We start from the raw sequence: 23,418 nt of genomic DNA, 5'->3' as shown, positions 1-23,418 counted from the left end.
CATAAGGTGACTGACCTGCCAGCACAATAGCGCGCTCGCTATGCTCAGGACAACTGCATAACGGAATGAAAAACAATGAAAACACCTGCCCTTCCCCGTCACCTCGCCCTCCGGGCAGGTTGTCATCAGCTTATCAACTGGGGGATCTCGTTTTATATGCCCGGGACCTTTGCCCAGGCGATTGTGGCCGACCGGGGGTGGTCATCACCGCAGCTCTACCTCGGCCTGACGCTGGCGATGCTGGTAATGGCGATGGTCTCCCCTTTTGTCGCCCGACTGCTGGCGTACGCTGGCGGGCAGAACGTGGTGATGAGCGGAACGTTACTGATTGCCGCAAGCTGCGCGGGCATGGCATATACGCAGACGCTGTTCGGCTGGTACGGTGCCTGGCTGGTTGCCGGTATCGGGATGCGGCTGTCGCTGTATGATGCGCTGTTCGCCGCGCTGGTGAACCTGTACGGCCAGCAGGCACGCAGAACGATCTCGCGCATCACGCTCGCAGGCGGGCTGGCCTCAGCGGTTTTTTGGCCGCTGGGTGAGGGGCTGCTGAAAGTGATGAGCTGGCAACACGCATTGCAGATCTACGCCCTCTTTGGCCTTCTGAGTGCGGTGCTGATTCGCACGCTTCCCCACCAGCGGCTGGCGGCCCCCCCGCACGTTACCGCGCCGCCCGTGCGCCAGGAACGGCGTAACGGCTGGCGGTATGCCACGTTTATTGCCCTCATGACCTTTGTCTCTAACGGCACGTCCACCCATCTGCCAGAGTTCATTGCCAGTTTTGGCCTGCCGGTCGCCATCGGCATGCTGTGGGGAGTTGGCCAGACGGGCGCACGCGCCACGGAGGTGCTGGCGGGTGCACGCTTAACCCCGCTCAACCTCACGCGCCTGACCGCCCTCGCCATGCCGCTCTGCTTTGTTATCGGGTTAAGCAGCTCACTGTTTGTCGGGTGTGCCGCCGGTTTTGTGCTGGGCTACGGCGCCATCAACGGGCTGATGACGATAGTAAAAGCCACCCTGCCGCTGACGCTTTTCAGCGCCGAAAGCTATGCCCGCCGTACCGGCATGCTGCTCATTCCCGCACAGCTTATGGCCGCGGCATCGCCGTTTGCCTATGCATGGCTAAATAAAACGCTGGGGATCGCCGGCGCAATGTGGGTTTCCACCGCGCTGACGCTGGTGATTGCCGGGCTGGCGATAGCGATTGTGCGCAGTGCCGACCCCGCGCGAAATGATGAAATGTATCCCACTGTATCCGGAGCGCCACGCTGACAAGCCGGTACAAAACGCCGTTCCCCGCAAACATCCCGGATACATAAAAATGGTTTTCTGTGTCTGTCATTGTTTAAAACCGAATTTGAAACCGATTGAGGAGAGACTCAGATGATCCGTCGTTATTTACTGCTCCCTGCACTTGTTCTGGCGTCAGCAACCTGCTCCTGGGCCGCACCACTGGATAACCTCAGCGCTGCCGACGTCAACGGCCCTGCCGCTGTTGCCCCGCTGGAACGTCCACAGCCGGCCGCTAAGCTGATTGTCGATCCACCGCTTGCCGGCCCGCTGAGCAAAGGGGCGGTCTTTATTCAATACCGGGCTGAAAACCTGCGCATCGAGCCGGTATTCGGGCCCGATGCGCTGAAGGTCACGCCACGTATCGGCCATATCCATGTCGTGGTCGATGACGCCCCCTGGCACTGGGCAGATACCAGCGGAGAGCCAATCATTCTGGTTGGGTTACCCGCCGGGAAGCATAAAGTGACCATAATTCTGGCCGACCCCACGCATAAACCCATCGACCATAAAACCATTGAATTCACCGTACCGCCTCACGCAACGGTCCATCATTTTTAAGGAGCCAGACAATGAAAGCACGCTCTGTACTGACGGCGGGTCTGCTGGCGCTTTCCGCCAGCGCCTTTGCTGAGAGCAAAACCAGCGTGGTGCTGGTCCATGGCGCGTTTGCCGATGGCAGCAGCTGGAACAAGGTCATTACCCGGCTGCAAAAACAGCATACCGAGGTGATCGCCGTCCAACTGCCGCTCACGTCGCTTAAAGATGACGTTGCCGCCACCCGGCGCGCCATTGCACGGGCGCAGGGCGATGTGGTGCTGGTAGGTCATTCCTGGGGCGGAACGGTGATCAGCGAAGCGGGCAACGATGCACGGGTAAAATCCCTGGTGTACGTAGCGGCCTTTGCGCCTGATTCCGGCCAGTCGACGGCGGACCTGGCGGGAAGTTACCCACCGCCAGCGGGGAGCGCGGATATCGCAAAAACGGCAGACGGGTATTTGTATCTCCCGCCAGAAGCCGTGATGAAAGACTTCGCACCGGATGCAGGCGCCGTTGAACAGCAGACGATTGCAGCCACTCAGGGGCCGATCAAGGCCGACGCGTTTGCGGAAAAAGTGGGCCATGCGGCCTGGCATGAAAAGCCAAGCTGGTTTGTGGTCAGCAAAAATGACCGGATGATTAACCCGGAGCTTGAACGTGCGATGGCGAAAACGATCCACGCGAAAACCACGGAAGTGGCAGCAAGCCACGTGTCGATGGTGAGTCAGCCGGATGATATTGCCCGCACGATTGAGCAGGCAATCACAAACCATTAAGAATGACACAACAGCCCGCGATGAGCGGGCTTGCGAAGGGTGAGTTACTTCGCTTTCTGCACTTCAGTATCTTGCGCCTTCAGCGCCGTTCCATCCTGCGCTGCTGGCGCCATCAGGGGAACCGGCTTGCCGGTACGCCTGTCGATCAACAGCGAGTGGCGCTCCCCGCGTTCAAACAGATGCTGCTCTCCCCACTGGCGAAGCGCAACGACGATGGGAAACAGGCTTTCGCCTTTGTCCGTCAGGACATATTCCTGATACGACGTACCGTCCGACGCCCCCTGCATCGCGAGAATGCCCGCGTCGACCAGCTTGCGCAGCCGGTCAGCCAGAATGTTACGCGCAACCCCGAGATCCCGCTGAAAATCCCCGAAACGGCGCATGCCGTCAAAAGCATTGCGCACAATCAGAAGCGACCAGCGATCGCCAATCAGATCGACGCTGCGGGCAACGGGACAGAATTCCTGTTCAATCGGTTTACGAGACGGCACAGCGTTACCTCGGCAGGTCAGTCAATAATAACTGGTTGCATTTTAAAACTGCATAGCCTAGCCTTCAACTGGTTTCTTTTTAAAACCACATTACCCAGGGCGAGGATTTGAACATGTCACACGCGTCACCACTACCGTCAGATCGAAAAACCGGGCACGTCCGCTCAGGCGACATGCCGCGTAGCCTGGTGTGGCTGTTCGCCCTCGCCAGCGGCTTAAGCGTGGCCAACGTCTATTACGCACAGCCGTTGCTTGACGCGTTGTCCAGAGACTTTGGCATCAGCCATGGTGCCATTGGCGGCGTGGTCACCGCCACGCAGATTGGCTGTGCTCTGGCTCTGCTGTTCGTGGTTCCTCTGGGGGATAAAGTGGATCGCCGGCGCCTGATGGCGCTACAGCTTGTCGTACTGGTGGCCGCTCTGGTCGCGGTCGGCATGGCGCAGACGTCAACGATGCTGCTGGCGGGTATGCTCGCCACCGGCATGGCAGGAACGGCCATGACGCAAGGGCTTATCGCCTATGCCGCCAACGCCGCGTCGCCGCATGAGCAAGGCCGCGTTATTGGTGCGGCACAAGGCGGGGTATTTATGGGCCTGTTAGTGGCCCGCGTCGTCTCCGGAGGCATCAGTGATATCGCGGGCTGGCGTGGCGTGTATCTCTCTGCCGCCGGGCTGATGATCATTATTGCGTTTCCGCTGTGGTGGAGGCTGCCCCGCTTGCCTGCGGTGCCTGAAACGATGAGTTACCCGGGCCTGATTCACTCAATGCTGACCCTGCTGCGGGAAGAAAAAGTCCTGCAGGTGCGCGGCGTACTGGCTTTACTGATGTTCGCTGCGTTCAATATTTTCTGGAGCGCTCTGGTGCTACCGTTAAGTGCCCCACCCTATAACTTATCGCATACCGCCATTGGTGCTTTTGGCCTGGCCGGAATGGCAGGCGCGTTAGCGGCAACCCGGGCCGGCGAGTGGGCCGATCGAGGATATGCCCGGCGCACCAGCGCGGCTGCGCTGGTCATGTTACTCCTGGCGTGGTGGCCGATTTCACTGATGGATCGTTCGCTCGGTATTTTGCTCATTGGCATCGTGCTGCTCGATTTGGGCGGGCAGGCGCTGCATGTCACCAACCAGAGCCTGATCTTTCGCGCCCGCCCCGAGGCGCATAGCCGGCTGGTCGGGCTTTACATGCTGTTTTATGCCGTCGGCAGCGGTCTGGGCGCGCTGAGCACCACGATGACGTATGCCATCGCGGGCTGGCAGGGCGTCTGCCTGACTGGCGCAGCGGTGAGCCTGGTGGCGCTGGTGTTCTGGTGGGTAACGCGCAAGACAGGATAATGTTGATAAAAAAAGCCCGCGGGGTGCGGGCTTCTGCAACGTCAACGTGGATAGTCGCGGTTGATCCACGCGTGATCGTCTTCCCAGGTGAACATCCATTTTCGCACCGGACCGGCCATCACGTTGAGATAGTAGCTGTCATAACCAGCCAGCGTCGCCACCGGATGGTACCCCTTCGGCACCATCACCACGTCGCGGTTATAAACGGCCATACACTCATCCAGCGACCTGTCGTCGGTATAGACCCGCTGCATGCAGAACCCCTGCCCGGGATTGAGGCGATGATAGTAGGTCTCCTCCAGGTAGGTTTCCTGCGGTGGATTATCCGTATCGTGCTTATGGCTCGGGTATGAACTGGTGCAGCCTTCGTGGGTCCAGACCTCAACCACCAGCAGGCTGTCGGCGGGTTGATCTTCCGGCAGAATGTTGTGCACGTAGCGCTGGTTATGGCCTTTGCCACGCGCCTGCGCGTCGATATCCTGCGGAGCGATAAGCCGTGTCGGGAAGGTCCCTTTGCCGGGTGCGGCACAGACCGCCAGCTCCAGCGTCGTCAGCGCCTTAATCTGCACCGTCTCCTGCGGCGTGACGTAGACCGCCCAGGGCTTTATGCGCTCAAACGGGCTCATCCGCTCGCCGATGTCAGTAAACTGCGCGGTAGGTGTGCTGATAGAGGCCCGTCCGGCCACCAGCACCAGACAGCGCTCTTCGCTGACGGCGGGCAGCGTCAGCGTCTGCCCTTCCTGCAGTTCATACGCTTCAAAGCCAACGTATCCCCAGCCCGCGCGTTCCGGCGTGACGGACTGGGTACGGCCCTCCGCACTCGGCGGTTGCCAGCGTGATAACAGACGTGACATGTCACCTCCTCAGATAAGCCCGGCGTCGCGCGCCAGACGGCTCAGGTTGTTATACCCCAGACGGGCGTAGGTCAGCGGGTGAGCGATAGCAGGATCCTGCTCCGCCTCCACCACCAGCCAGCCGTGATAATCCTGCGCCTTCAGCAGCCGCATGATGGGCGGATAGTCCACGCAGCCGTCACCCGGTACGGTGAAGACCCCACTCAGCACCGCATCAAGGAAGCTGGTTTTGCGGTTTTTGACGTCCGCCAGCACGTCGGCGCGCACGTCTTTGCAGTGAACATGGTTAATGCGCGATGCCCAGCGCTGGGCCACCGCCAGCGGATCAGCCCCGGCAAAGGTCAGATGGCCCGTGTCCAGCAGCAGGCCCACCTCTTCACCGGTATGGGTCATCAGGTTATCGACATCTTCAGCGGACTCAATGACCGTTCCCATATGGTGATGGTAGGCAATCTGCACCCCCTGCTGCTGCGTGTAGCGGGCAAAAGCGGTCAGCTTCTCACCGTACTCTTGCCAGCGCGCGTGCGGGAAGCGCGGGCGAAGATGAACCGGCGTCTGTTGCTCGCCGTGAATACAGCCGCTCACTTCGGCGAATACCAGCACCTTTGCCCCCAGTTCGCGCAGCAGCGTCAGGTGGGACTGCACGGCGGCAATCTCCTCCTCCACGCTACGCTCCAGCAGACGCCCTGAATACCAGCCGGAGACCAGCTGCAGATCGTGGCGCTGCAAAATGGGGCCAAGCAGGCGCGCCTCACGCGGGAATTTATTGCCCAGTTCGAAACCGGCAAAACCGGCCTCTTTCCCTTCGCTCAGACAGGTATCCAGCGGCGTCTCCGCGCCGAGTGAAGGCAGATCGTCGTTCGTCCATGTCAGCGGGTTAATGCCTAATTGCACACTCATTGTCGTCTCCTGAATTATGCGTGTCCGCGCTCGCGCCACCAGGCGATAAGCTGCAGGTAATTGTCCCGGATGCGTGCCACCAGCTGCGCATCGTCAATATCGTGTTTCAGCCATGCACGGGACGCATCGCCAAACAGCGTGCGTCCTACGGCAAAGCCCTTCACCAGCGCGTGTCCCGAGGCGGCTTTAAAATCAGCACGAAGCTGCTCAGCCGGGGCGTCCAGCCCGAGGATCACCACGCCACGGCAGTGCGGATCCCGACGTTCAATAATCTCGCTCAGCGCCGTCCAGCCATCGGCAGAGAGCGGCGGCAGTTTCCACCAGTCGGGAGAGATCCCCAGGTTGTAAAAACGCGAGATGGCGCGCAGGTAAAGCTCATCGCTGCGCGGCATGCTCGCAGGCAGGATCACCTCCAGCAGCAGTTCATGACCGGACTGGCAGCAGGCGTGGTAGACCTCAGCGATTTTCTGCTCCTGCTCCAGACGCAGGCCGTGCGCATCTTCCGGATGGAAAAAGACCAGGCATTTCACCACATGTTCCTGCGGCCAGCTGATGAGCTGCGTGCCGATGTTACCGTGCTCCATCTCCAGCGGCCGGGAGCCCGGCAGCTCAATAGGGCGGCCTATCCACCACCCTTCGCCGGTAATCGCGTTCAGGGCGTCCTGACCAAAAGTGCCGTCACACAGCAGGCCGGCTTTGCCCTCAAGCCCTGCGCTGCTGGCCGCCTCACGGCTGGCCTGCAGAATAAGCTGCTTCAGCGCCGGGATGCGCTTCAGGGATGCCCCGCACTGCAACGCCATATCTTCCAGCTGGCTGCGATGATCGAAGGCCATCACGCACAGCTCCGGCCACTCGCGGCGGCGGGTAGTGACGCGGTGCAGATGGTTCAGGCGCGCGTCAAGATCGGGACGCGGCACCGACGCCGCACGCGACAGGTAGTCGTCCAGCTCAGCCTTGCTCGGCATCGCCGGGGCACAGCCGTGGCGGGAAACCACCAGCGCACCACAGGCGTTGGCATAGCGGCAGGCCTGCTCCCAGCCTTCGTCGTTAAGGTAGCCGCGCAGCAGGCCGGACATAAACGCGTCGCCCGCACCGAGCACGTTCAGCACCTCAACGCGCACGCCGGTCACCGTCAGACCCTCATCCAGCCGGGGCGGTATAGCGTCGGTGTACACCGAACAGCCAAGCGCTCCACGCTTGCAAACCAGCGTGGCGTTACTCACGGCGCGCACGCGACCCAGCGCCTGCAGGGTATCGGTACTGCCACCTGCAATGTGAAACTCTTCTTCGGTGCCGACAATGACGTCGAAAAGGTGCAGCACCTCCTGCAGTTCACGGGTCACGTTTTCCGCGGCAATAAAGCGCGTCTCCCCGTCCCCTAACGAGGTCAGCCCCCACAGCACCGGCCGGTAGTCGATATCCAGCACCGTGCGAACACCGTGACGGCGGGCATAGTTAAGCGCCGTCAGCACCGCGTCACGGGTCTGAGGGTGCGAGAGATGGGTCCCGGTGATGGCAAGGCACCGTGCGGAGGCAATGTAGCGTTCGTCCACATCGCTGGCCGTGATGGCCATATCCGCGCAGTTATCGCGATAAAAAATCAGTGGAAAGGTGTCCCGGTCTTTAATGCCGAGGAGCACCAGCGCCGTCAGGCGTTCTTTGTCGGTGATCAGATGGCTGGTATCGCAGCCCACCTGGTGTAATTCTTCTCGCAGGAAGCGTCCCATATGTTCATCACCGACGCGTGCCAGCATCGATGAGCGCAGCCCCTGACGCGCCGTCCCGTAGGCTACGTTGCCGGACGAGCCGCCGAGATATTTCGCGAAGCTCGACACATCTTCAAGACGGGCACCAATTTGCTGACTGTAGAGGTCTACCGCCACGCGGCCCATGCATATCACATCAAACTGCTTTTCCACGTTGATACCTCATCAGACAATGTCGTTCACGTTCAGCCAGCGGCCTTCCTGGTGCGAGAGTGCGATGGCGTCCAGCACCCGCGAAACCTTCCAGCCCTCTTCAAAGTCCGGCCACATCGGCACATCAGCGGCAATACCGTCGACCAGGTCGCGTACTTCCACCGTTTTTTGATCGTTAAAGCCGATACCATGGCCCGCCCCCATGCAAAACGCACCATAGTCCGGATGTGACGGACCCACGAGCAGCGTGCGGAATCCCTGGCGGTTTACCGGGTCGTCATGCAGATAGAGCTTCAGTTCCGCCATCCGCTCCTGGGTAAAACTGATGGCCCCTTTGGTGCCGGTTATCACGTACGACAGTCCCATCTTGCGCCCGCAGGCGACGCGGGACGTTTCAATCACCCCTTGTGCTCCGCCGGAGAAACGGACCATCGCGTGCGCCTGATCTTCGTTTTCAACCGCAACGTTTTGCGACGAACCGGCCTGCGCCGGGCGCTCAGGCACAACAATTTTTAAATCACCGCAGACCTGCTGAATGTCCCCGACCAGATACTGCGCCATGTTGACGATATGCGCCGCCAGGTCCCCCAGTGCACCCAGCCCGGCGGTCTCTTTAAAACAGTGCCAGTGAATGGGAGAAAGCGGGTCGGCCATATAATCTTCGTTGTGGGTACCGTAGAAGTGGATCACCTCGCCAATCTCGCCGCGGGCGATGATCTCTTTCGCCAGCTGTGCCGTCGGGTTTTTCATGTAGTTAAAACCCACCAGCGTTTTCACCCCTGCCCGCTTCGCGGCGTCCACCATTTCACGTGCGTCATGGGCATTCAGCGCCAGCGGCTTTTCCGAGTAGACATGCTTACCGTGGCGAATGGCCTCCAGCGCCATCTCTTTATGCAGATGGTTGGGCGAGCATATATCCACGACATCAATCGCCGGGTCAGCCACCAGTGCCCGCCAGTCGCCGGTTGAGCGGTTGAAGCCAAAGGCCTGCGCCCGCTCTGCCGCCAGCGCGGGTGTCACTTCCGCCACCATCTCGCGCACCAGTTTGCCGCGCAGGGTAAATACCGTCGGCGCCTGGGCATAGGCGATGGCATGCGCCTTGCCGATATACCCGGTGCCAATCAATCCAATACGAACCTCTTTCATCCTGATCCTCACAATGCGCCGCGACGGCTCTTGGCATAGGTGTCGAATGCCACCGCCAGAACGATAATTAATCCGGTGATTATTTGCTGGTAATAGGCCGAGACGTTCATCAGCACCAGGCCGTTTATCAGAATGCCCATGATGATGGAGCCGATAATGGTGCCGCCAATGCGCCCGTAGCCGCCCATCAGCGAGGTGCCGCCGATGACCACCGAGGCGATAACGCGCAGTTCAAAGGAGATCCCGGCGACCGCTTCCGCACTGCCAAGACGAGCGCTGAGAATGAAGCCCGCCAGTCCCGCCAGACAGCCAATCAGCACATAGACACTCACCAGCACGCGCTTCACGTTGACCCCCGCCAGGCGCGCTGCCTCCGGGTTACCGCCGATGGCATAGACGAAGCGTCCCCAGCGGGTTTTATGCAGCGCCAGGTACCCGCCAAGCGCCACGATGGCGAAAATCCAGATTGGAATGGAGATGCCAAGCAGCTCCCCGCGTCCCCACCAGCGGTAACCCGGGTCGAAACCTGCAATGGGCGCGCCGTCGTTGATCACCAGCGTCAGGCCACGCCAGATGGTCATCCCGCCGAGGGTGACGATAAACGGCGGCAGGCGCAGGCGGGTTACGCCCAGGCCGTGCAGGAAGCCAATCGCCGTGCCCATCGCCAGACAAATGCCCAGCCCAATCAGCCAGCTCATGCCGCCCCAGGCGTTCGGATCAACGGTGGTGAAGTTGTCGCCCTTAATCACGTATGCGGCGGTCATGGCGCAGACCGCCAGGATGGAGCCGACAGAAAGATCGATACCGGCAGTCAGAATGACGAAGGTCATCCCCACGGCCATGATCCCGTAGATGGACACCTCGGTCAGGATGTTGAAAATATTGCGTTCAGAGAAAAAATTGCTGTTCTGCGACTGAAAGAAAATCAGCAGCAGGATCATGAAAATCAGTACCCCGAAGCGCTCGAAGAAGGCGATGGGATCGAGGCGTCCGCTGCGTTTCACCGGAACCTGCGTTTTAGAAATCATCTGCGTCATGGAAAACTCCGTTATGCCGCGTTGAGGGCGTTGTGGTTGATGGCCATCATCGTCATCAGCCGCTCTTCGTTAGCGTCGTCGCCGTGGATCTCACCGGTCACCCGGCCTTCACTGAGCGTGATGATCCGATCGGATACCGCCATCACTTCAGGCAGATCGGAGGAGATCACGATCACCGCCACGCCCTGTTTGGCCATATCAAACAGCACCTGGTGCACTTCCGACTTGGTGCCCACGTCGATACCGCGCGTCGGCTCATCGACAATCAGCACCCGAGGGTTCAGCGCCATGCAGCGCGCAAGGATAACTTTCTGCTGGTTACCGCCGGAGAGCTTGCGCACCTCCTGCGCGCTGTTGACCATTTTGATCTGCAGCGCCTTGCGGTAGGACTCAATCAGATCGTCCTCTTTGCGGGTATTCACAAACCAGCGCCACTGCATGAGAGAAGAGAGACTGGAGAGCGACAGGTTGTCGCGAATCGATAACCCCAGCACCGCCCCCTCTTTCTTGCGATCTTCCGGGACCAGCGCGATGCCCTGCTCAAGGGCGTACATTGGGTCGCGCGGTTGATACGGGACGCCGTCCAGTTCAAAGCTGCCCGAGGTAAAGGCATCCGCCCCGAACAGGCAGCGCGCCACTTCGGTGCGCCCTGCACCCACCAGACCGGCAATGCCCAGTACTTCTCCGGCGTGGACATGGAAGCTGATGTCATGCAGGGCAATGCCGTGCGGATCCAGCGGCGGTTTTTCGCGGCTCAGCCCTTTTACTGCCAGACGAACCGGCTTGTTTTCATGATGGGTTTCGCTGGCGGGACGACGATTAAAGGCCACGTCACGCCCCACCATCAGACGGATCAGCTGCTCGACATTGGTTTGCGCCACGGCGCCACTGCCGGTGAAACGGCCGTCCTGGAAAACGGTAAAGCGATCGCAAAGCTGGAAAACTTCGTGCAGTCGGTGGGTAACATAAATAATGCTCACCCCCCGGTTTTTCAGCTCGCGCACCACGCGGTGGAGGCTTTCCACCTCGCTGTCGCTCAGCGCCGCGGAGGGTTCATCCATGATGATCAGCCTGGCGTTCAGCGTTAGCGCCCGGGCAATCTCGACCATCTGCTGCTGGGCTACGCTCAGACGGGCGACAGGCGTGGTTGGCGCAACGTTCAGCTGCAGATAATCGAGTATCACCTGCGCCTCCTGGTTCACCGCTTTTTCGTCGACAATCAGGTTACGTTTACGCGGCTCACGCCCGAGAAACATGTTTTCCGCGACGGTCATATTGGGCAGCAGGTTAAATTCCTGATAGATAGTGATAATGCCCTTGTTTTGCCGCTCAACCGGTGAATCGTCCACCGGCAGCGTGTCGCCGTTGAACCAGATATCCCCGCGCGTTTGCGGTTGTGCGCCCGCCAGGGCTTTCAACAGCGTGGATTTCCCCGCTCCGTTCTCTCCCAGCAGCGCGTGGATCTCCCCGGCACCGACGGTGAGCTGTGCGCTACTCAGCGCCCAGACGCCAGAAAAGCTTTTTGCCAGGTCGGTCACTTTCAGTAAGGGTTGCGACATCGGTCTGCTCCTCCTTAATAGTGAGCCGCCACCTGCGCGGCGGCTCCGGATAAATCAGTTACCGGCCTCACTGATGCGCTCAGCCTGCTGCAGATTTTCTTTGGTGATAAGCGTTGGCGGGTAGTCCGCGCCGGTGATGGCTTTCTTCTCACGCACGTTGGCCACCAGTTGGCTCATCGCCGTTTGTACCGCGAAGCCCGGGCGCTGATCCGCCGTGACCGCCAGCCAGCCGTCGCGCACGCGCGCCAGCGCCTCAGGGACCGCGTCAAATCCGGTCACCAGAATTTCGCCTGGCTTCACGCCCTGGCCCTGCAGCGCTTCAATTGCGCCCAGTGCCATGTCGTCATTGGCGGAGAGGATCACCTGTGGGCGTTTCGGCAGTGACGGCAGAACGCTTTCCACAATGCGCATCCCTTCAGAACGCATCCAGTTGCCGGTCTGATCGGCAACGATCTTGTACTTGTCCCCGCCCGCCTTCAGGCTGTCGCGGATCCCTTTGGTACGTTCAATGTTGGAGGAAGAACCTGGCTGGCCGGTGAGCAGAATAATGTCTGCCCCGTTGGGGAATTTGCTTTTAACGAAGTCGCCAATCGCCTGGCCGCCTTTGTAGTTGTTGGCACCAAAATGCGGCACCTTCTTCTGGCTGTCGACGGAGCGGTCAAGCGTCACAACGGGCAGATTCGCATCCTGAATTTCATCCACCGCGCTGGAGACGGCATTGACGTCATTCGGGGAGACGATGAACCCCTGCGCACCACGGGTGATGGCGTTTTCCAGGTCAGCGACCTGTTTCGGCGAGCTGCCTTGCCCGTCCAGTACCTGAAGCTTTACGCCCATCTCTTTTGCGGCTTTTACCGCAGTACGCTGCATGTGAACTTCAAACGGCATCGCCAGGTTTGGTGTACTGAAAACTATTTGCTCGTTTTCGGCCATTGCTGCCCCGGCGGTCATGGCGATGAGGGCGGCTAAGATCAGTTTTTTCATTATTATGTCTCTCTGTGTAGGGTTGTTGTGTTTAGAGGACGATCTCACGCTGGCTACGCAGGGATTCCAGCGCTTTATCCGCCAGGTACAGCGCACGTTCACCATCATCGCCGCTACAGTCAGGCGTCGCTTCGCCGCGCAGCACCGCAACAAAGTGTTCCCATTCCGCGGCGTAAGCGGATTTGTAGCGCTGCAGGAAGAAGTGTTCCGGCAGCGCGCCGGTGCAGCCCTGTTTGCCGTAGTGCTGCACCTGATTTTCAAGAATATTGCCCGCGCACAGCAGGCCTTCTGAGCCGTGCAGTTCCAGGCGCTGGTCGTAGCCGTAAGAAGAGCGGCGGCTGTTGACGATGGTCGCCATCGCGCCGGAGGCATACTTCAGTACGATAAACGCGGTATCGATATCCCCCGCCTCGCCAATCGCCGGATCCACCAGATTGCTGCCCTGGGCATACACCGACACAGGCTCTTCGCCCATGATGAAGCGCGCCATATCAAAATCGTGAATGGTCATGTCGCGGAACATACCGCCGGAAACGCGCACATACTGCGCCGGTGGCGGGGACGGGTCGCGGGAGATAATCAGCAGCGATTCGGGCTTACCGATCCGCCCGGCCTGCACCTCGGTTTTGACCCGGCGAAACTGCGGGTCAAAGCGGCGGTTAAAACCGATAAACAGCGGTACGTTGTACTCGTTAACCACTTTCAGGCAGTCGCGCACGCGGGCAAGATCCAGGTGTACCGGCTTTTCACAGAAGATCGCTTTGCCGTGGCGGGCGGCCATCTCAATCAGATCCGCGTGGGTATCCGTCGCAGACGCGATCAGCACGGCATGAACGTTTGGGTCGCTCATCGCGTCCTCCAGACTCTGCAGACGAGCCTGATATTGCGTGGCGAGGCGGGTGGCAAATTCCTGATTCGGGTCGACCACAGACCAGAGCGTGGTCTCACTGTGGCTGGCGATGTTAGCTGCATGTACCTGGCCAATTCGGCCAGCGCCCAGTAAAGCAATGTTAAACATAACGGCTCCCGGTGTTGGTGAATGCTGTGAACTAACGACCCCTTAAATAAAACATTTATTTCATTTTTATAAATAGTGAAAATTATATTTTTGAGTGCGGGTTAACACTTTTGAGATGATTGAGATAAATTTTGTTATCAATCTCACAACATGGAAGAAGGTGCTACTAACCCCTCACCCCTGCCCTCTCCCCAAAGGGGCGAGGGAGAAAAGAGTGCACCACACCATCCCTCTCCCCTTTGGGGAGAGGGTTAGGGTGAGGGGAAAATGAAATGAAAATTTCGTTATGGCGGGAAATACTTAATACTGGCGTGCTTTTTTCACCTGCGCCTGGGTTTGCTCGGCGGCTTTGCGCACCGCAGGCGATCCCGCGACCTGCGCATCACCGGTTCGCCACCATGACGCGTAATCATGGGTCATGGTTTTCGGCAGCACTTTGATATCCAGCAGCGTTGGGCCAGGATGCGCCCGCGACGCCTCCAGCGCCACCAGCAGACTCTGCTCGTCGTGGACCCGCCACGCGCGACAGCCGTAGCTTTCCGCGTTCTGGGCGAAATCGACTTTCACCAGCGGCCCGTCAAGCCGGCCTGAATCTGGATTTCGATGACGGTTTTCCGTACCGAAGCTCCCCATCCCGTGCCCCATCTGCAGGTTATTAATGCAGCCGAAGCTGGCATTATCAAACAGCAAAACGGTGACGTTGATCCCCTCCTGCACCGCGGTTTGTAGCTCGGAGTGCAGCATCATGTAGGAGCCATCCCCCACCATGGCGTAAACCGGCTGATGCGGGCTGGCAAGCTTCGCGCCTATCGCCGCCGCAATCTCATACCCCATGCAGGAGTAGCCGTACTCCAGGTGATAACTGTCCGGCGTCTTCACCTGCCAGAGGCGCTGTAAATCTCCGGGCAGCGATCCGGCCGCGCCCACAACGATGGCGTTATCTTCGATATGTTGATTGATAAGCCCCAGCACCCGCGTCTGGGTCAGGCGGGTGTTGAGCGCCTCACCGTATTCCGCCAGCTGCGCATCAAGGTGCCCTGCCACTTCAGGCGCATCGTCGGGATGCCACTGACGGCCCCATAAGCGCTGGCACTCCGCATGCCAGGCAGATTTCGCCTGAGCGATCTCCTCTCCCCAGTGGCTTCGGTACGCCGGGAGCGCCTGCGTTAACGCGTGCAGCCCGGTTTGCGCATCGGCAATCAGCGCCGTGGCATCCAGTTTCACGGCATCAAACTCGGCGACGTTTAAAAGCAGGAACTCGACGTCCGGATGGGAAAAGAGCGCTTTGGAGCCGGTGGTAAAGTCCGTCAGGCGCGTGCCGATGCCAATCACCAAATCCGCCCTGGGTGCAAGCTGGTTAGCGGCCATTCCGCCCGTCACACCGATCCCCCCCAGATTAAGGGGATGATCGCTTACCAGCGCCCCCTTTCCGGCCTGGGTTTCGGCAAACGGCAGTTGCAGCGTCTCGACAAATTCCCGAAATGCCTCATGCGCGCCGGAATAACGCACGCCCCCGCCACACACCACCAGCGGACGGTGTTTACGGGCAATCAACGCCTGTGCCTGGGCCAGACGCTGGGGGTCAGGCGGACGGCGTTCAATGTGATGCACGCGACGCGCAAAGAAGCTCAGGGGATAATCCCAGGCTTCGCCCTGCACGTCCTGCGGCAGGCAAATGGTCACTGCCCCCGTCGCTGCGGGGTCAGTAAGCGTACGCATCGCATTTAACATCGCGCTCATTAACTGTTCCGGACGGTTAATGCGGTCCCAGTAGCGTGAAACGGGACGGAAGCAGTCGTTGGTGCTGATACTGAGATCGTGGTACTGCTCGATTTGCTGCAAAACCGGATCGGGCTGGCGGCTGGCATAGATATCCCCTGGTAACAGCAGGAGCGGAATGCGGTTCGCGGTGGCGGTCGCCGCGGCCGTCACCATATTAGCCGCGCCGGGCCCGACGGATGAGGTGACGGCAAAAATGCGCCGACGGCGATGCTGTTTGGCGAATCCGGTCGCCATATGGGCGATGCCCTGTTCGTTACACCCCTGCATCACCTGCAGGTGGCCAGGATCCTGCTCCAGTGCCTGGCCGATACCCAGCACGTTGCCGTGACCAAAAATGGTCGCCACGCCCTCCACGAAGGGCGTTTCGTGTCCATCAATGGAGACATATTGTTGATTAAGGAATCTGACCAGGGCCTGAGCCATGGTCATACGTTCGGTTTGCATAAAACCTCCTGTCAGCCCAGCGTCGGCATGGAGAACGCAGCGCCAGTCTCCTGCTGCATTTCCGGCCAGCGTGCGGTGATGGTTTTCATTCGGGTGTAGAAACGCACGCCGTCGTTGCCGTGGACATTCAGCGCACCAAAGATCGAACGCTTCCAGCCACCAAAACTGTGGAACGCCATCGGCACCGGGATCGGCACGTTCACCCCAACCATCCCCGCCTGCACCTCTTCGCAGAAGCGGCGCGCGCAGCCACCGTCACGGGTAAATATTGCCGAGCCATTACCATATTCATGCCGGTTAATCAGGTCCACCGCGCTGCTGTAATCTGCAACACGCACCACAGAAAGTACCGGCCCGAAAATCTCTTCTTTATAAATGGTCATCTCCGGCGTGACGTTATCGAACAGCGTTGGTCCAACAAAATAGCCCTGCTCGTGGCCTTTCACGCTGAACCCACGGCCATCCACGCGCAGGCGGGCTCCCTGAGTTTCCCCGCTGTCGATATAGCCCAGCACTTTGTTACGGTGTGCCGAGGAGATAAGCGGCCCCATTTCGTTCTCTGGCGTCTGGTCCAGACCCGGTCCGACGCGCAGCGCGGCAATCTGTTTTTCCAGCCGGGAACAGAGTTCATCAGCAGTGTTATCCCCCACTGCCAGCACCACCGACAGCGCCATGCAACGTTCTCCCGCCGCGCCGAAGGCAGCGCCCATAATCGCGTTCGTCGCCATATCCATATCGGCATCCGGCATTAAGATGCAGTGGTTTTTTGCCCCGCCCAGTGCCTGACAGCGTTTACCGTGGGCGGAGGCGGTCTCGTAAATGTATTGGGCGATCGGCGTTGAACCGACAAAGCTCACAGCCTGCACGCGTGGGTCAGTCAGCAGCACGTCAACCGACTCTTTATCACCCTGCACCACGTTAAACACGCCGTCAGGCAGGCCGGCGTCTTTCAGCAGTTTTGCCAGCGCGAGCGCCAGAGAGGGATCTTTTTCCGACGGTTTCAGCACGAACGTGTTGCCGGTGGCCAGCGCAATAGGGAACATCCACATCGGCACCATTGCCGGGAAATTAAACGGCGTGATCCCGGCACATACGCCGAGCGGCTGCATCAACGAGTGGCTGTCGACACCGGTGCCGACATTAGCGGAGTGCTCACCTTTTTGCAGATGCGGGATGCCGCAGGCAAACTCCACCACTTCCAGGCCGCGGGTCAGCTCGCCCACCGCGTCGGAGAAGACTTTGCCATGCTCTTCGCTGATGATGCGGGCCAGGCGCTCCATGTTCTCTTCCAGCAGCGCTTTGAAGCGGAACATCACGCGTGAGCGTTTAAGTGGAGAATGACGCGCCCAGCCAGGAAAAGCCTGCTGTGCTGCGGCAATCGCCTGTTCGGTTTCCTGTGCCGTACTCATCACCACCTGGCGGATCTGCTCTCCGGTGGCCGGGTTGAAGATTGCCTGAACGCGCTGGCCTGAACCGGTGACACACTCGCCATGAATAAAATTCGCTACCGTCTCCATCCTTAACCTCTCGCTGTTGATACGTGACTGTTACCTGAACACTATATATGAAACAAATATTCCATTTTAAGTTGAAATAAAATAAATGATGATTATTGTGATCAAGGATGGATTTTTATGTTAACAGCCACCATCACCGGTGCAGCCTGCGCTATTAAGGCATTTCAGGCGTTGAAAAGCGTGAAGCTTCTGTTTCATTTTTGAGGCCAGATGGACGGCCGGCATTTAAAAGACGCGGTTTTGCGTTTAGAATCATAAAACTATGCATAGGGGGTAAAATGACCACAGCAACCAGCCTGAATGAGCTGCAGCAGCAAATCCGCGATCGCTACGATAGCCTGAGCAAGAGGCTGCAGCAGGTCTCCCGCTATGTGCTGGATAATACCAACAGCGTGGCCTTTGATACGGTCGCCGTCATTGCCGAGCGTGCCGATGTGCCGCCGTCAACGCTGATCCGTTTTGCCAATGCTTTTGACTTCACCGGCTTCAACGAGATGAAACAGCTGTTTCGTATGAACCTGGTGGAAGAGACCGCCAGCTACAGTGACCGCGCCCGGCTGTTTCGCGAAATGGAAAGTCAGGCCGTCCCGGAAACCCCGCTCGATATTCTGCAGGAGTTCGCCCGTTCAAATGCGCAGGCCCTCCAGCAGCTGGCTGCCCGCGCCGAGCCGGAGATGCTGGAACGCGCCGTGCAGTTGCTGGCCGAAGCCGACACAATCTATATCGCCGGGTTACGCCGCTCGTTTAGCGTCGCCGCCTATCTGACCTACGCCCTGAGCCACCTGGAGTGCCGCCCTATTCTGCTCGACGGTATGGGGGGGATGCTGCGTGAGCAGATCAACCGCATCAAGGCGCAGGATATTGTGGTATCGATCAGCTTCTCGCCGTATGCGGAAGAGACGGTGATGGTCAGCGAAACCGCCGCCAGCGTCGGCGCGCGGCAGATTGTGATCACCGACAGCCAGATAAGCCCGCTGGCCACCTTCAGCGATCTCTGTTTTGTGGTGAAAGAGGCGCAGGTTGACGCGTTTCGCTCGCAGTCGGCGACGCTGTGCCTCGTGCAGTCGCTGGTGGTAGCGCTGGCATATCGGCTGGGCAGTGGGAAGTAACGGAGAATAAAAAACCCCCTGCGCAAGCAGAGGGTTTGGGGTGATATCAGGGGAAAATCATTCCCACTCAATCGTAGCCGGTGGCTTACCGCTGATGTCATACACCACGCGGGAGATACCGTTCACTTCGTTGATAATGCGGTTAGAGACGCGGCCCAGGAAGTCGTATGGCAGGTGCGCCCAGTGCGCGGTCATGAAGTCGATGGTTTCTACCGCACGCAGGGAAACAACCCAGTCGTACTTACGGCCATCGCCCATCACGCCGACAGAGCGCACCGGCAGGAACACGGTGAACGCCTGGCTCACTTTGTTGTACAGGTCAGCTTTGTGCAGCTCTTCAATGAAGATAGCGTCCGCGCGACGCAGCAGGTCGCAGTACTCTTTCTTCACTTCGCCCAGCACACGCACGCCCAGACCTGGACCCGGGAACGGGTGACGGTAGAGCATGTCATATGGCAGACCCAGTTCCAGGCCGATCTTACGTACTTCATCTTTGAACAGCTCACGCAGCGGTTCAACCAGGCCCATCTTCATCTCTTTCGGCAGGCCGCCCACGTTGTGGTGAGATTTGATAACGTGTGCTTTACCGGTTGCAGAAGCCGCAGATTCAATCACGTCAGGGTAAATGGTGCCCTGCGCGAGCCATTTAACGTCTTCCAGCTTCAGCGCTTCTTCATCGAACACTTCAACGAAGACGCGACCGATGATTTTACGTTTCGCTTCCGGATCGTTCTCGCCGGCCAGCGCGTCGAGGAAGCGCTTCTCGCCTTCCACGTGAATGATGTTCAGACCGAAGTGGTCGCCGAACATATCCATAACCTGCTGCGCTTCGTTCAGACGCAGCAGACCGTTGTCCACGAATACACAGGTCAGGTTTTTGCCGATTGCGCGGTGCAGCAGCATCGCGGTGACAGAGGAGTCAACACCGCCGGACAGGCCGAGGATCACTTTGTCATTGCCAACCTGCTGGCGGATACGCTCAACGGCGTCGTCGATGATTTTTGCTGGCGTCCACAGTGCTTCACACTGGCAGATATCACGCACGAAGCGTTCCAGCATGCGCATACCCTGACGGGTGTGGGTCACTTCCGGGTGGAACTGCACACCGTAGAAGCGTTTTTCTTCGTTCGCCATAATCGCAAACGGGCAGTTATCGGTGCTGGCAACGGTCACAAAGTCAGACGGGATGGCGGTGACTTTGTCGCCGTGGCTCATCCACACGTCCAGCAGCGGTTTGCCGTCTGCGGTCAGGGAGTCTTCGATACCGCGAACCAGCGCGCTGTCGGTGACGACTTCAACCTGCGCGTAACCAAACTCACGCTCGTTAGACCCTTCTACGTGGCCGCCCAGCTGCATGGCCATAGTCTGCATACCGTAGCAAACGCCGAATACCGGCACGCCCGCTTCAAACACGTACTGCGGTGCGCGTGGGCTGTTCTCTTCGGTGGTGCTTTCCGGGCCGCCGGACAGGATGATGCCGCTTGGATTGAATTCGCGAATCTGTGCTTCCGTGACATCCCATGCCCACAGTTCACAGTAAACGCCCAGTTCACGCACGCGACGCGCCACCAGTTGAGTGTACTGAGAACCAAAGTCCAGGATGAGAATGCGATGTTTATGAATGTTTTCCGTCATTGACGCTAATTCCGAGGCAAGTGAAACAAATACAGAGCGCCCGGCATGAGCCGGGCGCGGAAATTTATCAGGAGCCCAGACGGTAGTTCGGGGACTCTTTGGTGATCGTCACGTCGTGAACGTGGCTCTCCTGGATACCCGCACCGCTGATGCGTACGAATTCCGCTTTAGTACGCAGCAGGTCGATGGTACCACAGCCGGTCAGACCCATACAGGAGCGCAGGCCGCCCATCTGCTGGTGAATGATCTCTTTCAGGCGGCCTTTATAGGCAACGCGGCCTTCGATACCTTCCGGTACCAGTTTGTCAGCGGCGTTATCGCTCTGGAAGTAACGGTCGGAAGAGCCTTTGGACATCGCGCCCAGGGAGCCCATACCACGGTATGATTTGTAAGAACGGCCCTGGTAGAGTTCGATTTCGCCCGGGGATTCTTCAGTACCGGCCAGCATGGAGCCAACCATGACGGCTGCAGCACCTGCAGCTATCGCTTTCGCGATGTCGCCAGAGAAGCGGATACCGCCGTCAGCGATAACCGGAATACCGGTGCCTTCCAGCGCTTCAACCGCGTCGGATACCGCGGTGATCTGCGGAACGCCTACGCCAGTCACGATACGGGTGGTACAAATAGAGCCAGGACCGATACCGACTTTCACCGCGCTGCAGCCTGCTTCAGCCAGTGCGCGAGCGCCTGCGCCCGTTGCAACGTTACCGCCGATGATCTGCAGGTCTGGGTATTTCGCACGGGTTTCACGAATACGTTGCAGAACGCCTTCGGAGTGGCCGTGAGAGGAGTCAATCAGCAGTACGTCAACGCCCGCAGCCACCAGCGCGTCAACACGCTCTTCGTTACCTGCACCCGCGCCAACGGCAGCACCTACGCGCAGACGGCCATGCTCGTCTTTACAGGCGTTAGGCTTACGTTCTGCTTTCTGGAAATCTTTAACGGTGATCATGCCCAGCAGGTGGAAGTTCGCGTCCACAACCAGTGCTTTCTCAACGCGCTTCTCGTGCATTTTAGCCAGCACGACGTCACGGGTTTCGCCTTCACGGACGGTCACCAGACGCTCTTTCGGGGTCATGTATACGCTGACAGGCTGGTTCAGGTCAGTCACGAAACGCACGTCACGACCGGTGATGATGCCCACCAGTTCGTTATCTTCGGTGACAACCGGGTAACCGGCGAAACCGTTACGTTCGGTCAGGGCTTTCACTTCGTGCAGGGTGGTGGTTGGCAGAACGGTCTGTGGGTCAGACACGATGCCGGATTCATGTTTCTTCACGCGGCGAACTTCTTCAGCCTGACGCTCGATAGACATGTTTTTATGAATAAAGCCGATGCCACCTTCCTGTGCCAGGGCGATAGCCAGGCGCGCTTCAGTCACGGTGTCCATTGCCGCAGAGAGCATAGGAATGTTCAGGCGAATCGTTTTCGTCAACTGCGTGCTGAGATCGGCAGTATTCGGCAGAACGGTGGAATGAGCGGGAACGAGGAGGACGTCGTCAAACGTCAGTGCTTCTTTAGCGATACGTAGCATGGGCAATATCTCTGACCTGGTGGGTGGTTAAATATTGCCGTGGCATTATACAGAGCGTAACCGATTGCATCCACACTTTTTTATAAAAAAACCTTGCACTCCCCTCTCAGCAGGTTACTATCGACTGAATAACTTGCTGATTTAGAATTTGATCCCGCTCACATGTTATCCACTCAATCCCCCTCAATTTTTACTGTCAGCCGCCTTAATCAGACGGTTCGTTTGCTGCTTGAGCAGGAAATGGGGCAGGTCTGGATCAGCGGTGAAATCTCTAACTTCACGCAGCCTTCATCTGGTCATTGGTACTTCACATTAAAAGACGACGCCGCTCAGGTGCGCTGTGCAATGTTCCGCAACAGCAACCGCCGCGTGACGTTTCGCCCTCAGCATGGTCAGCAGGTTCTGGTTCGTGCCAATATCACCCTGTATGAGCCGCGCGGCGATTACCAAATCATCGTCGAAAGTATGCAGCCTGCGGGCGAAGGTGTGTTGCAGCAGAAATACGAACAGCTAAAAGACAAACTCTCGCAAGAGGGTCTGTTCGAGCAGCAGTTCAAAAAACCGCTCCCCTCACCTGCCCACTGCGTTGGGGTGATTACGTCAAAAACCGGGGCGGCACTGCACGATATTCTTCATGTCCTCAAACGCCGCGACCCGTCCCTGCCCGTTATCATCTACCCGACCGCTGTTCAGGGTGATGACGCACCGGGTCAGATTGTCCGCGCCATTGAACTTGCAAACGCACGTCAGGAATGCGACGTGCTGATTGTCGGGCGTGGCGGCGGTTCGCTGGAAGACCTGTGGAGCTTTAACGACGAACGCGTGGCACGGGCCATTTTCGCAAGCCAGATCCCGGTCGTCAGCGCCGTCGGCCACGAAACGGACGTGACGATAGCTGATTTTGTGGCGGATTTACGCGCGCCAACGCCCTCCGCAGCCGCGGAAGTGGTGAGCCGCAATCAGCTGGAGCTGCTGCGTCAGCTGCAGAATGGTCGGCAACGTCTGGAAATGGCGATGGACTATTTTCTGGCCAACCGGACGCGCCGGTTTACCCAGCTTCATCATCGCCTGCAACAGCAGCATCCGCAATTGCGGCTGGCCCGTCAGCAAACCGTGCTGGAGCGTCTGCGTCAGCGAATGAACGTCGCACTGGATATTCAGCTCAAGCGCGCGGTCTCGCGCCAGCAGCGTATTACTCAGCGCCTGAACCAGCAGAACCCACAGCCAAAGATTTATCGCGCGCAAACGCGTATCCAACAGCTTGAGTATCGACTGGCAGACACTATCCGCGCACGTCTTAGCACCACACGTGAACGCTTTGGCAACGCCGTGACCCACCTCGAGGCGGTCAGCCCGCTCTCGACGCTGGCACGAGGCTATAGCGTAACGACCGCCACCGACGGTAAAGTGCTGAAGCAAACGAAGCAGGTGAAAGCCGGAGATGTTCTCACCACCCGTCTGTCAGACGGCTGGGTGGAGAGCGAAGTGAAAGAGATTAAACCGGTGAAAAAAACGCGCCAGCGAAAAACCGGATAATTCTTCGTCGGTTACAAAC

Annotated in this window: 19 protein-coding genes; 6 read left to right on the top strand and 13 right to left on the bottom strand. The window is 58.8% G+C overall.

Going from position 1 to position 23,418, the window contains the following annotated elements; translation table 11 throughout:
* Positions 1-75 precede the first annotated feature (75 nt).
* From QLG09_RS13255 to QLG09_RS13245, 3 genes are all read left to right on the top strand, one after another.
* Positions 76-1,269, top strand: coding sequence for an MFS transporter (locus QLG09_RS13255; protein WP_049022747.1), 1,194 nt, complete (start codon positions 76-78; stop codon positions 1,267-1,269).
* A gap of 111 nt (positions 1,270-1,380) precedes the next feature.
* On the top strand, positions 1,381-1,848 hold the full coding sequence (locus QLG09_RS13250) for a DUF6130 family protein (protein WP_020883054.1): 468 nt from the start codon (positions 1,381-1,383) through the stop codon (positions 1,846-1,848).
* Between the two features lie 11 nt (positions 1,849-1,859).
* Entirely contained in the window at positions 1,860-2,603 is a 744-nt protein-coding gene (locus tag QLG09_RS13245; RefSeq protein ID WP_049022746.1) for an alpha/beta hydrolase, read from the top strand.
* Between the two features lie 44 nt (positions 2,604-2,647).
* On the opposite strand, the gene QLG09_RS13240 is transcribed toward QLG09_RS13245, so the two are convergent.
* The gene (locus tag QLG09_RS13240; RefSeq protein WP_049022745.1) at positions 2,648-3,094 is read right to left on the bottom strand and encodes a helix-turn-helix domain-containing protein; all 447 of its coding nucleotides are present in this window, start codon (positions 3,092-3,094) and stop codon (positions 2,648-2,650) included.
* 113 nt (positions 3,095-3,207) lie between these two features.
* On the opposite strand from QLG09_RS13240, the gene QLG09_RS13235 reads away from it, so the two are divergent.
* Entirely contained in the window at positions 3,208-4,425 is a 1,218-nt protein-coding gene (locus QLG09_RS13235; protein ID WP_049022744.1) for an MFS transporter, read from the top strand.
* A 41-nt stretch (positions 4,426-4,466) separates the two neighbouring features.
* On the opposite strand, the gene iolB is transcribed toward QLG09_RS13235, so the two are convergent.
* The 10 genes from iolB to QLG09_RS13185 form a co-directional block, all read right to left on the bottom strand.
* Positions 4,467-5,279, bottom strand: a complete 813-nt coding sequence (gene iolB, locus QLG09_RS13230) for a 5-deoxy-glucuronate isomerase (protein ID WP_044867668.1) — start codon at positions 5,277-5,279, stop codon at positions 4,467-4,469.
* A 9-nt stretch (positions 5,280-5,288) separates the two neighbouring features.
* Positions 5,289-6,179 carry a myo-inosose-2 dehydratase gene (gene iolE, locus QLG09_RS13225; RefSeq protein WP_032680496.1) on the bottom strand — a complete coding sequence of 297 codons (891 nt, stop codon included), beginning with the start codon at positions 6,177-6,179 and terminating at the stop codon, positions 5,289-5,291.
* A gap of 14 nt (positions 6,180-6,193) precedes the next feature.
* Complete coding sequence (iolC, locus tag QLG09_RS13220; RefSeq protein WP_020883048.1) at positions 6,194-8,098, bottom strand: 5-dehydro-2-deoxygluconokinase; 1,905 nt, start codon at positions 8,096-8,098, stop codon at positions 6,194-6,196.
* Between the two features lie 12 nt (positions 8,099-8,110).
* Complete coding sequence (locus tag QLG09_RS13215; RefSeq protein ID WP_063435367.1) at positions 8,111-9,244, bottom strand: Gfo/Idh/MocA family oxidoreductase; 1,134 nt, start codon at positions 9,242-9,244, stop codon at positions 8,111-8,113.
* A gap of 8 nt (positions 9,245-9,252) precedes the next feature.
* The gene (locus tag QLG09_RS13210) at positions 9,253-10,281 is read right to left on the bottom strand and encodes an ABC transporter permease (RefSeq protein WP_014171147.1); all 1,029 of its coding nucleotides are present in this window, start codon (positions 10,279-10,281) and stop codon (positions 9,253-9,255) included.
* An 11-nt stretch (positions 10,282-10,292) separates the two neighbouring features.
* Positions 10,293-11,840: a sugar ABC transporter ATP-binding protein gene (locus tag QLG09_RS13205; RefSeq protein ID WP_014171148.1), complete on the bottom strand. Its 1,548-nt coding sequence runs from the start codon at positions 11,838-11,840 to the stop codon at positions 10,293-10,295.
* A gap of 54 nt (positions 11,841-11,894) precedes the next feature.
* Positions 11,895-12,824, bottom strand: a complete 930-nt coding sequence (locus QLG09_RS13200; protein WP_020883045.1) for a sugar ABC transporter substrate-binding protein — start codon at positions 12,822-12,824, stop codon at positions 11,895-11,897.
* A 31-nt stretch (positions 12,825-12,855) separates the two neighbouring features.
* Positions 12,856-13,842, bottom strand: a complete 987-nt coding sequence (gene iolG / locus QLG09_RS13195) for an inositol 2-dehydrogenase (RefSeq protein WP_025203474.1) — start codon at positions 13,840-13,842, stop codon at positions 12,856-12,858.
* Between the two features lie 300 nt (positions 13,843-14,142).
* Positions 14,143-16,068, bottom strand: a complete 1,926-nt coding sequence (gene iolD, locus QLG09_RS13190) for a 3D-(3,5/4)-trihydroxycyclohexane-1,2-dione acylhydrolase (decyclizing) (protein WP_049022412.1) — start codon at positions 16,066-16,068, stop codon at positions 14,143-14,145.
* 11 nt (positions 16,069-16,079) lie between these two features.
* Positions 16,080-17,585: a CoA-acylating methylmalonate-semialdehyde dehydrogenase gene (locus QLG09_RS13185; protein WP_047955952.1), complete on the bottom strand. Its 1,506-nt coding sequence runs from the start codon at positions 17,583-17,585 to the stop codon at positions 16,080-16,082.
* 278 nt (positions 17,586-17,863) lie between these two features.
* On the opposite strand from QLG09_RS13185, the gene QLG09_RS13180 reads away from it, so the two are divergent.
* Positions 17,864-18,694, top strand: a complete 831-nt coding sequence (locus tag QLG09_RS13180; RefSeq protein WP_032680493.1) for a MurR/RpiR family transcriptional regulator — start codon at positions 17,864-17,866, stop codon at positions 18,692-18,694.
* 57 nt (positions 18,695-18,751) lie between these two features.
* On the opposite strand, the gene guaA is transcribed toward QLG09_RS13180, so the two are convergent.
* Both guaA and guaB read right to left on the bottom strand, forming a co-directional pair.
* A complete protein-coding gene (guaA, locus tag QLG09_RS13175) occupies positions 18,752-20,329 on the bottom strand; it encodes a glutamine-hydrolyzing GMP synthase (protein ID WP_014171154.1) in 1,578 nt (525 codons plus the stop codon).
* Positions 20,330-20,396: 67 nt separating this feature from the next.
* Positions 20,397-21,863, bottom strand: a complete 1,467-nt coding sequence (gene guaB / locus QLG09_RS13170) for an IMP dehydrogenase (protein ID WP_020883040.1) — start codon at positions 21,861-21,863, stop codon at positions 20,397-20,399.
* 162 nt (positions 21,864-22,025) lie between these two features.
* Here guaB and xseA point away from each other — a divergent pair, with 162 nt between their 5' ends.
* On the top strand, positions 22,026-23,399 hold the full coding sequence (xseA, locus tag QLG09_RS13165) for an exodeoxyribonuclease VII large subunit (protein WP_049022414.1): 1,374 nt from the start codon (positions 22,026-22,028) through the stop codon (positions 23,397-23,399).
* Positions 23,400-23,418 lie beyond the last annotated feature (19 nt).

The organism is Enterobacter sp. V89_11, from assembly GCF_029967775.1.
Lineage (GTDB): Bacteria > Pseudomonadota > Gammaproteobacteria > Enterobacterales > Enterobacteriaceae > Enterobacter > Enterobacter ludwigii.
This window is presented reverse-complemented; position numbering and strand designations above follow the sequence as displayed.

Bases quoted from the DNA above. Each gene is read 5' to 3' on its own strand.
- QLG09_RS13255 (WP_049022747.1), top strand. From the start codon at position 76: ATGAAAACACCTGCCCTTCCCCGTCACCTCGCCCTCCGGGCAGGTTGT.
- QLG09_RS13250 (WP_020883054.1), top strand. From the start codon at position 1,381: ATGATCCGTCGTTATTTACTGCTCCCTGCACTTGTTCTGGCGTCAGCA.
- QLG09_RS13245 (WP_049022746.1), top strand. From the start codon at position 1,860: ATGAAAGCACGCTCTGTACTGACGGCGGGTCTGCTGGCGCTTTCCGCC.
- QLG09_RS13235 (WP_049022744.1), top strand. From the start codon at position 3,208: ATGTCACACGCGTCACCACTACCGTCAGATCGAAAAACCGGGCACGTC.
- iolB (WP_044867668.1), bottom strand. From the start codon at position 5,279: ATGTCACGTCTGTTATCACGCTGGCAACCGCCGAGTGCGGAGGGCCGT.
- iolE (WP_032680496.1), bottom strand. From the start codon at position 6,179: ATGAGTGTGCAATTAGGCATTAACCCGCTGACATGGACGAACGACGAT.
- QLG09_RS13215 (WP_063435367.1), bottom strand. From the start codon at position 9,244: ATGAAAGAGGTTCGTATTGGATTGATTGGCACCGGGTATATCGGCAAG.
- QLG09_RS13210 (WP_014171147.1), bottom strand. From the start codon at position 10,281: ATGACGCAGATGATTTCTAAAACGCAGGTTCCGGTGAAACGCAGCGGA.
- QLG09_RS13205 (WP_014171148.1), bottom strand. From the start codon at position 11,840: ATGTCGCAACCCTTACTGAAAGTGACCGACCTGGCAAAAAGCTTTTCT.
- QLG09_RS13200 (WP_020883045.1), bottom strand. From the start codon at position 12,824: ATGAAAAAACTGATCTTAGCCGCCCTCATCGCCATGACCGCCGGGGCA.
- iolG (WP_025203474.1), bottom strand. From the start codon at position 13,842: ATGTTTAACATTGCTTTACTGGGCGCTGGCCGAATTGGCCAGGTACAT.
- iolD (WP_049022412.1), bottom strand. From the start codon at position 16,068: ATGCAAACCGAACGTATGACCATGGCTCAGGCCCTGGTCAGATTCCTT.
- QLG09_RS13185 (WP_047955952.1), bottom strand. From the start codon at position 17,585: ATGGAGACGGTAGCGAATTTTATTCATGGCGAGTGTGTCACCGGTTCA.
- QLG09_RS13180 (WP_032680493.1), top strand. From the start codon at position 17,864: ATGACCACAGCAACCAGCCTGAATGAGCTGCAGCAGCAAATCCGCGAT.
- guaA (WP_014171154.1), bottom strand. From the start codon at position 20,329: ATGACGGAAAACATTCATAAACATCGCATTCTCATCCTGGACTTTGGT.
- guaB (WP_020883040.1), bottom strand. From the start codon at position 21,863: ATGCTACGTATCGCTAAAGAAGCACTGACGTTTGACGACGTCCTCCTC.
- xseA (WP_049022414.1), top strand. From the start codon at position 22,026: ATGTTATCCACTCAATCCCCCTCAATTTTTACTGTCAGCCGCCTTAAT.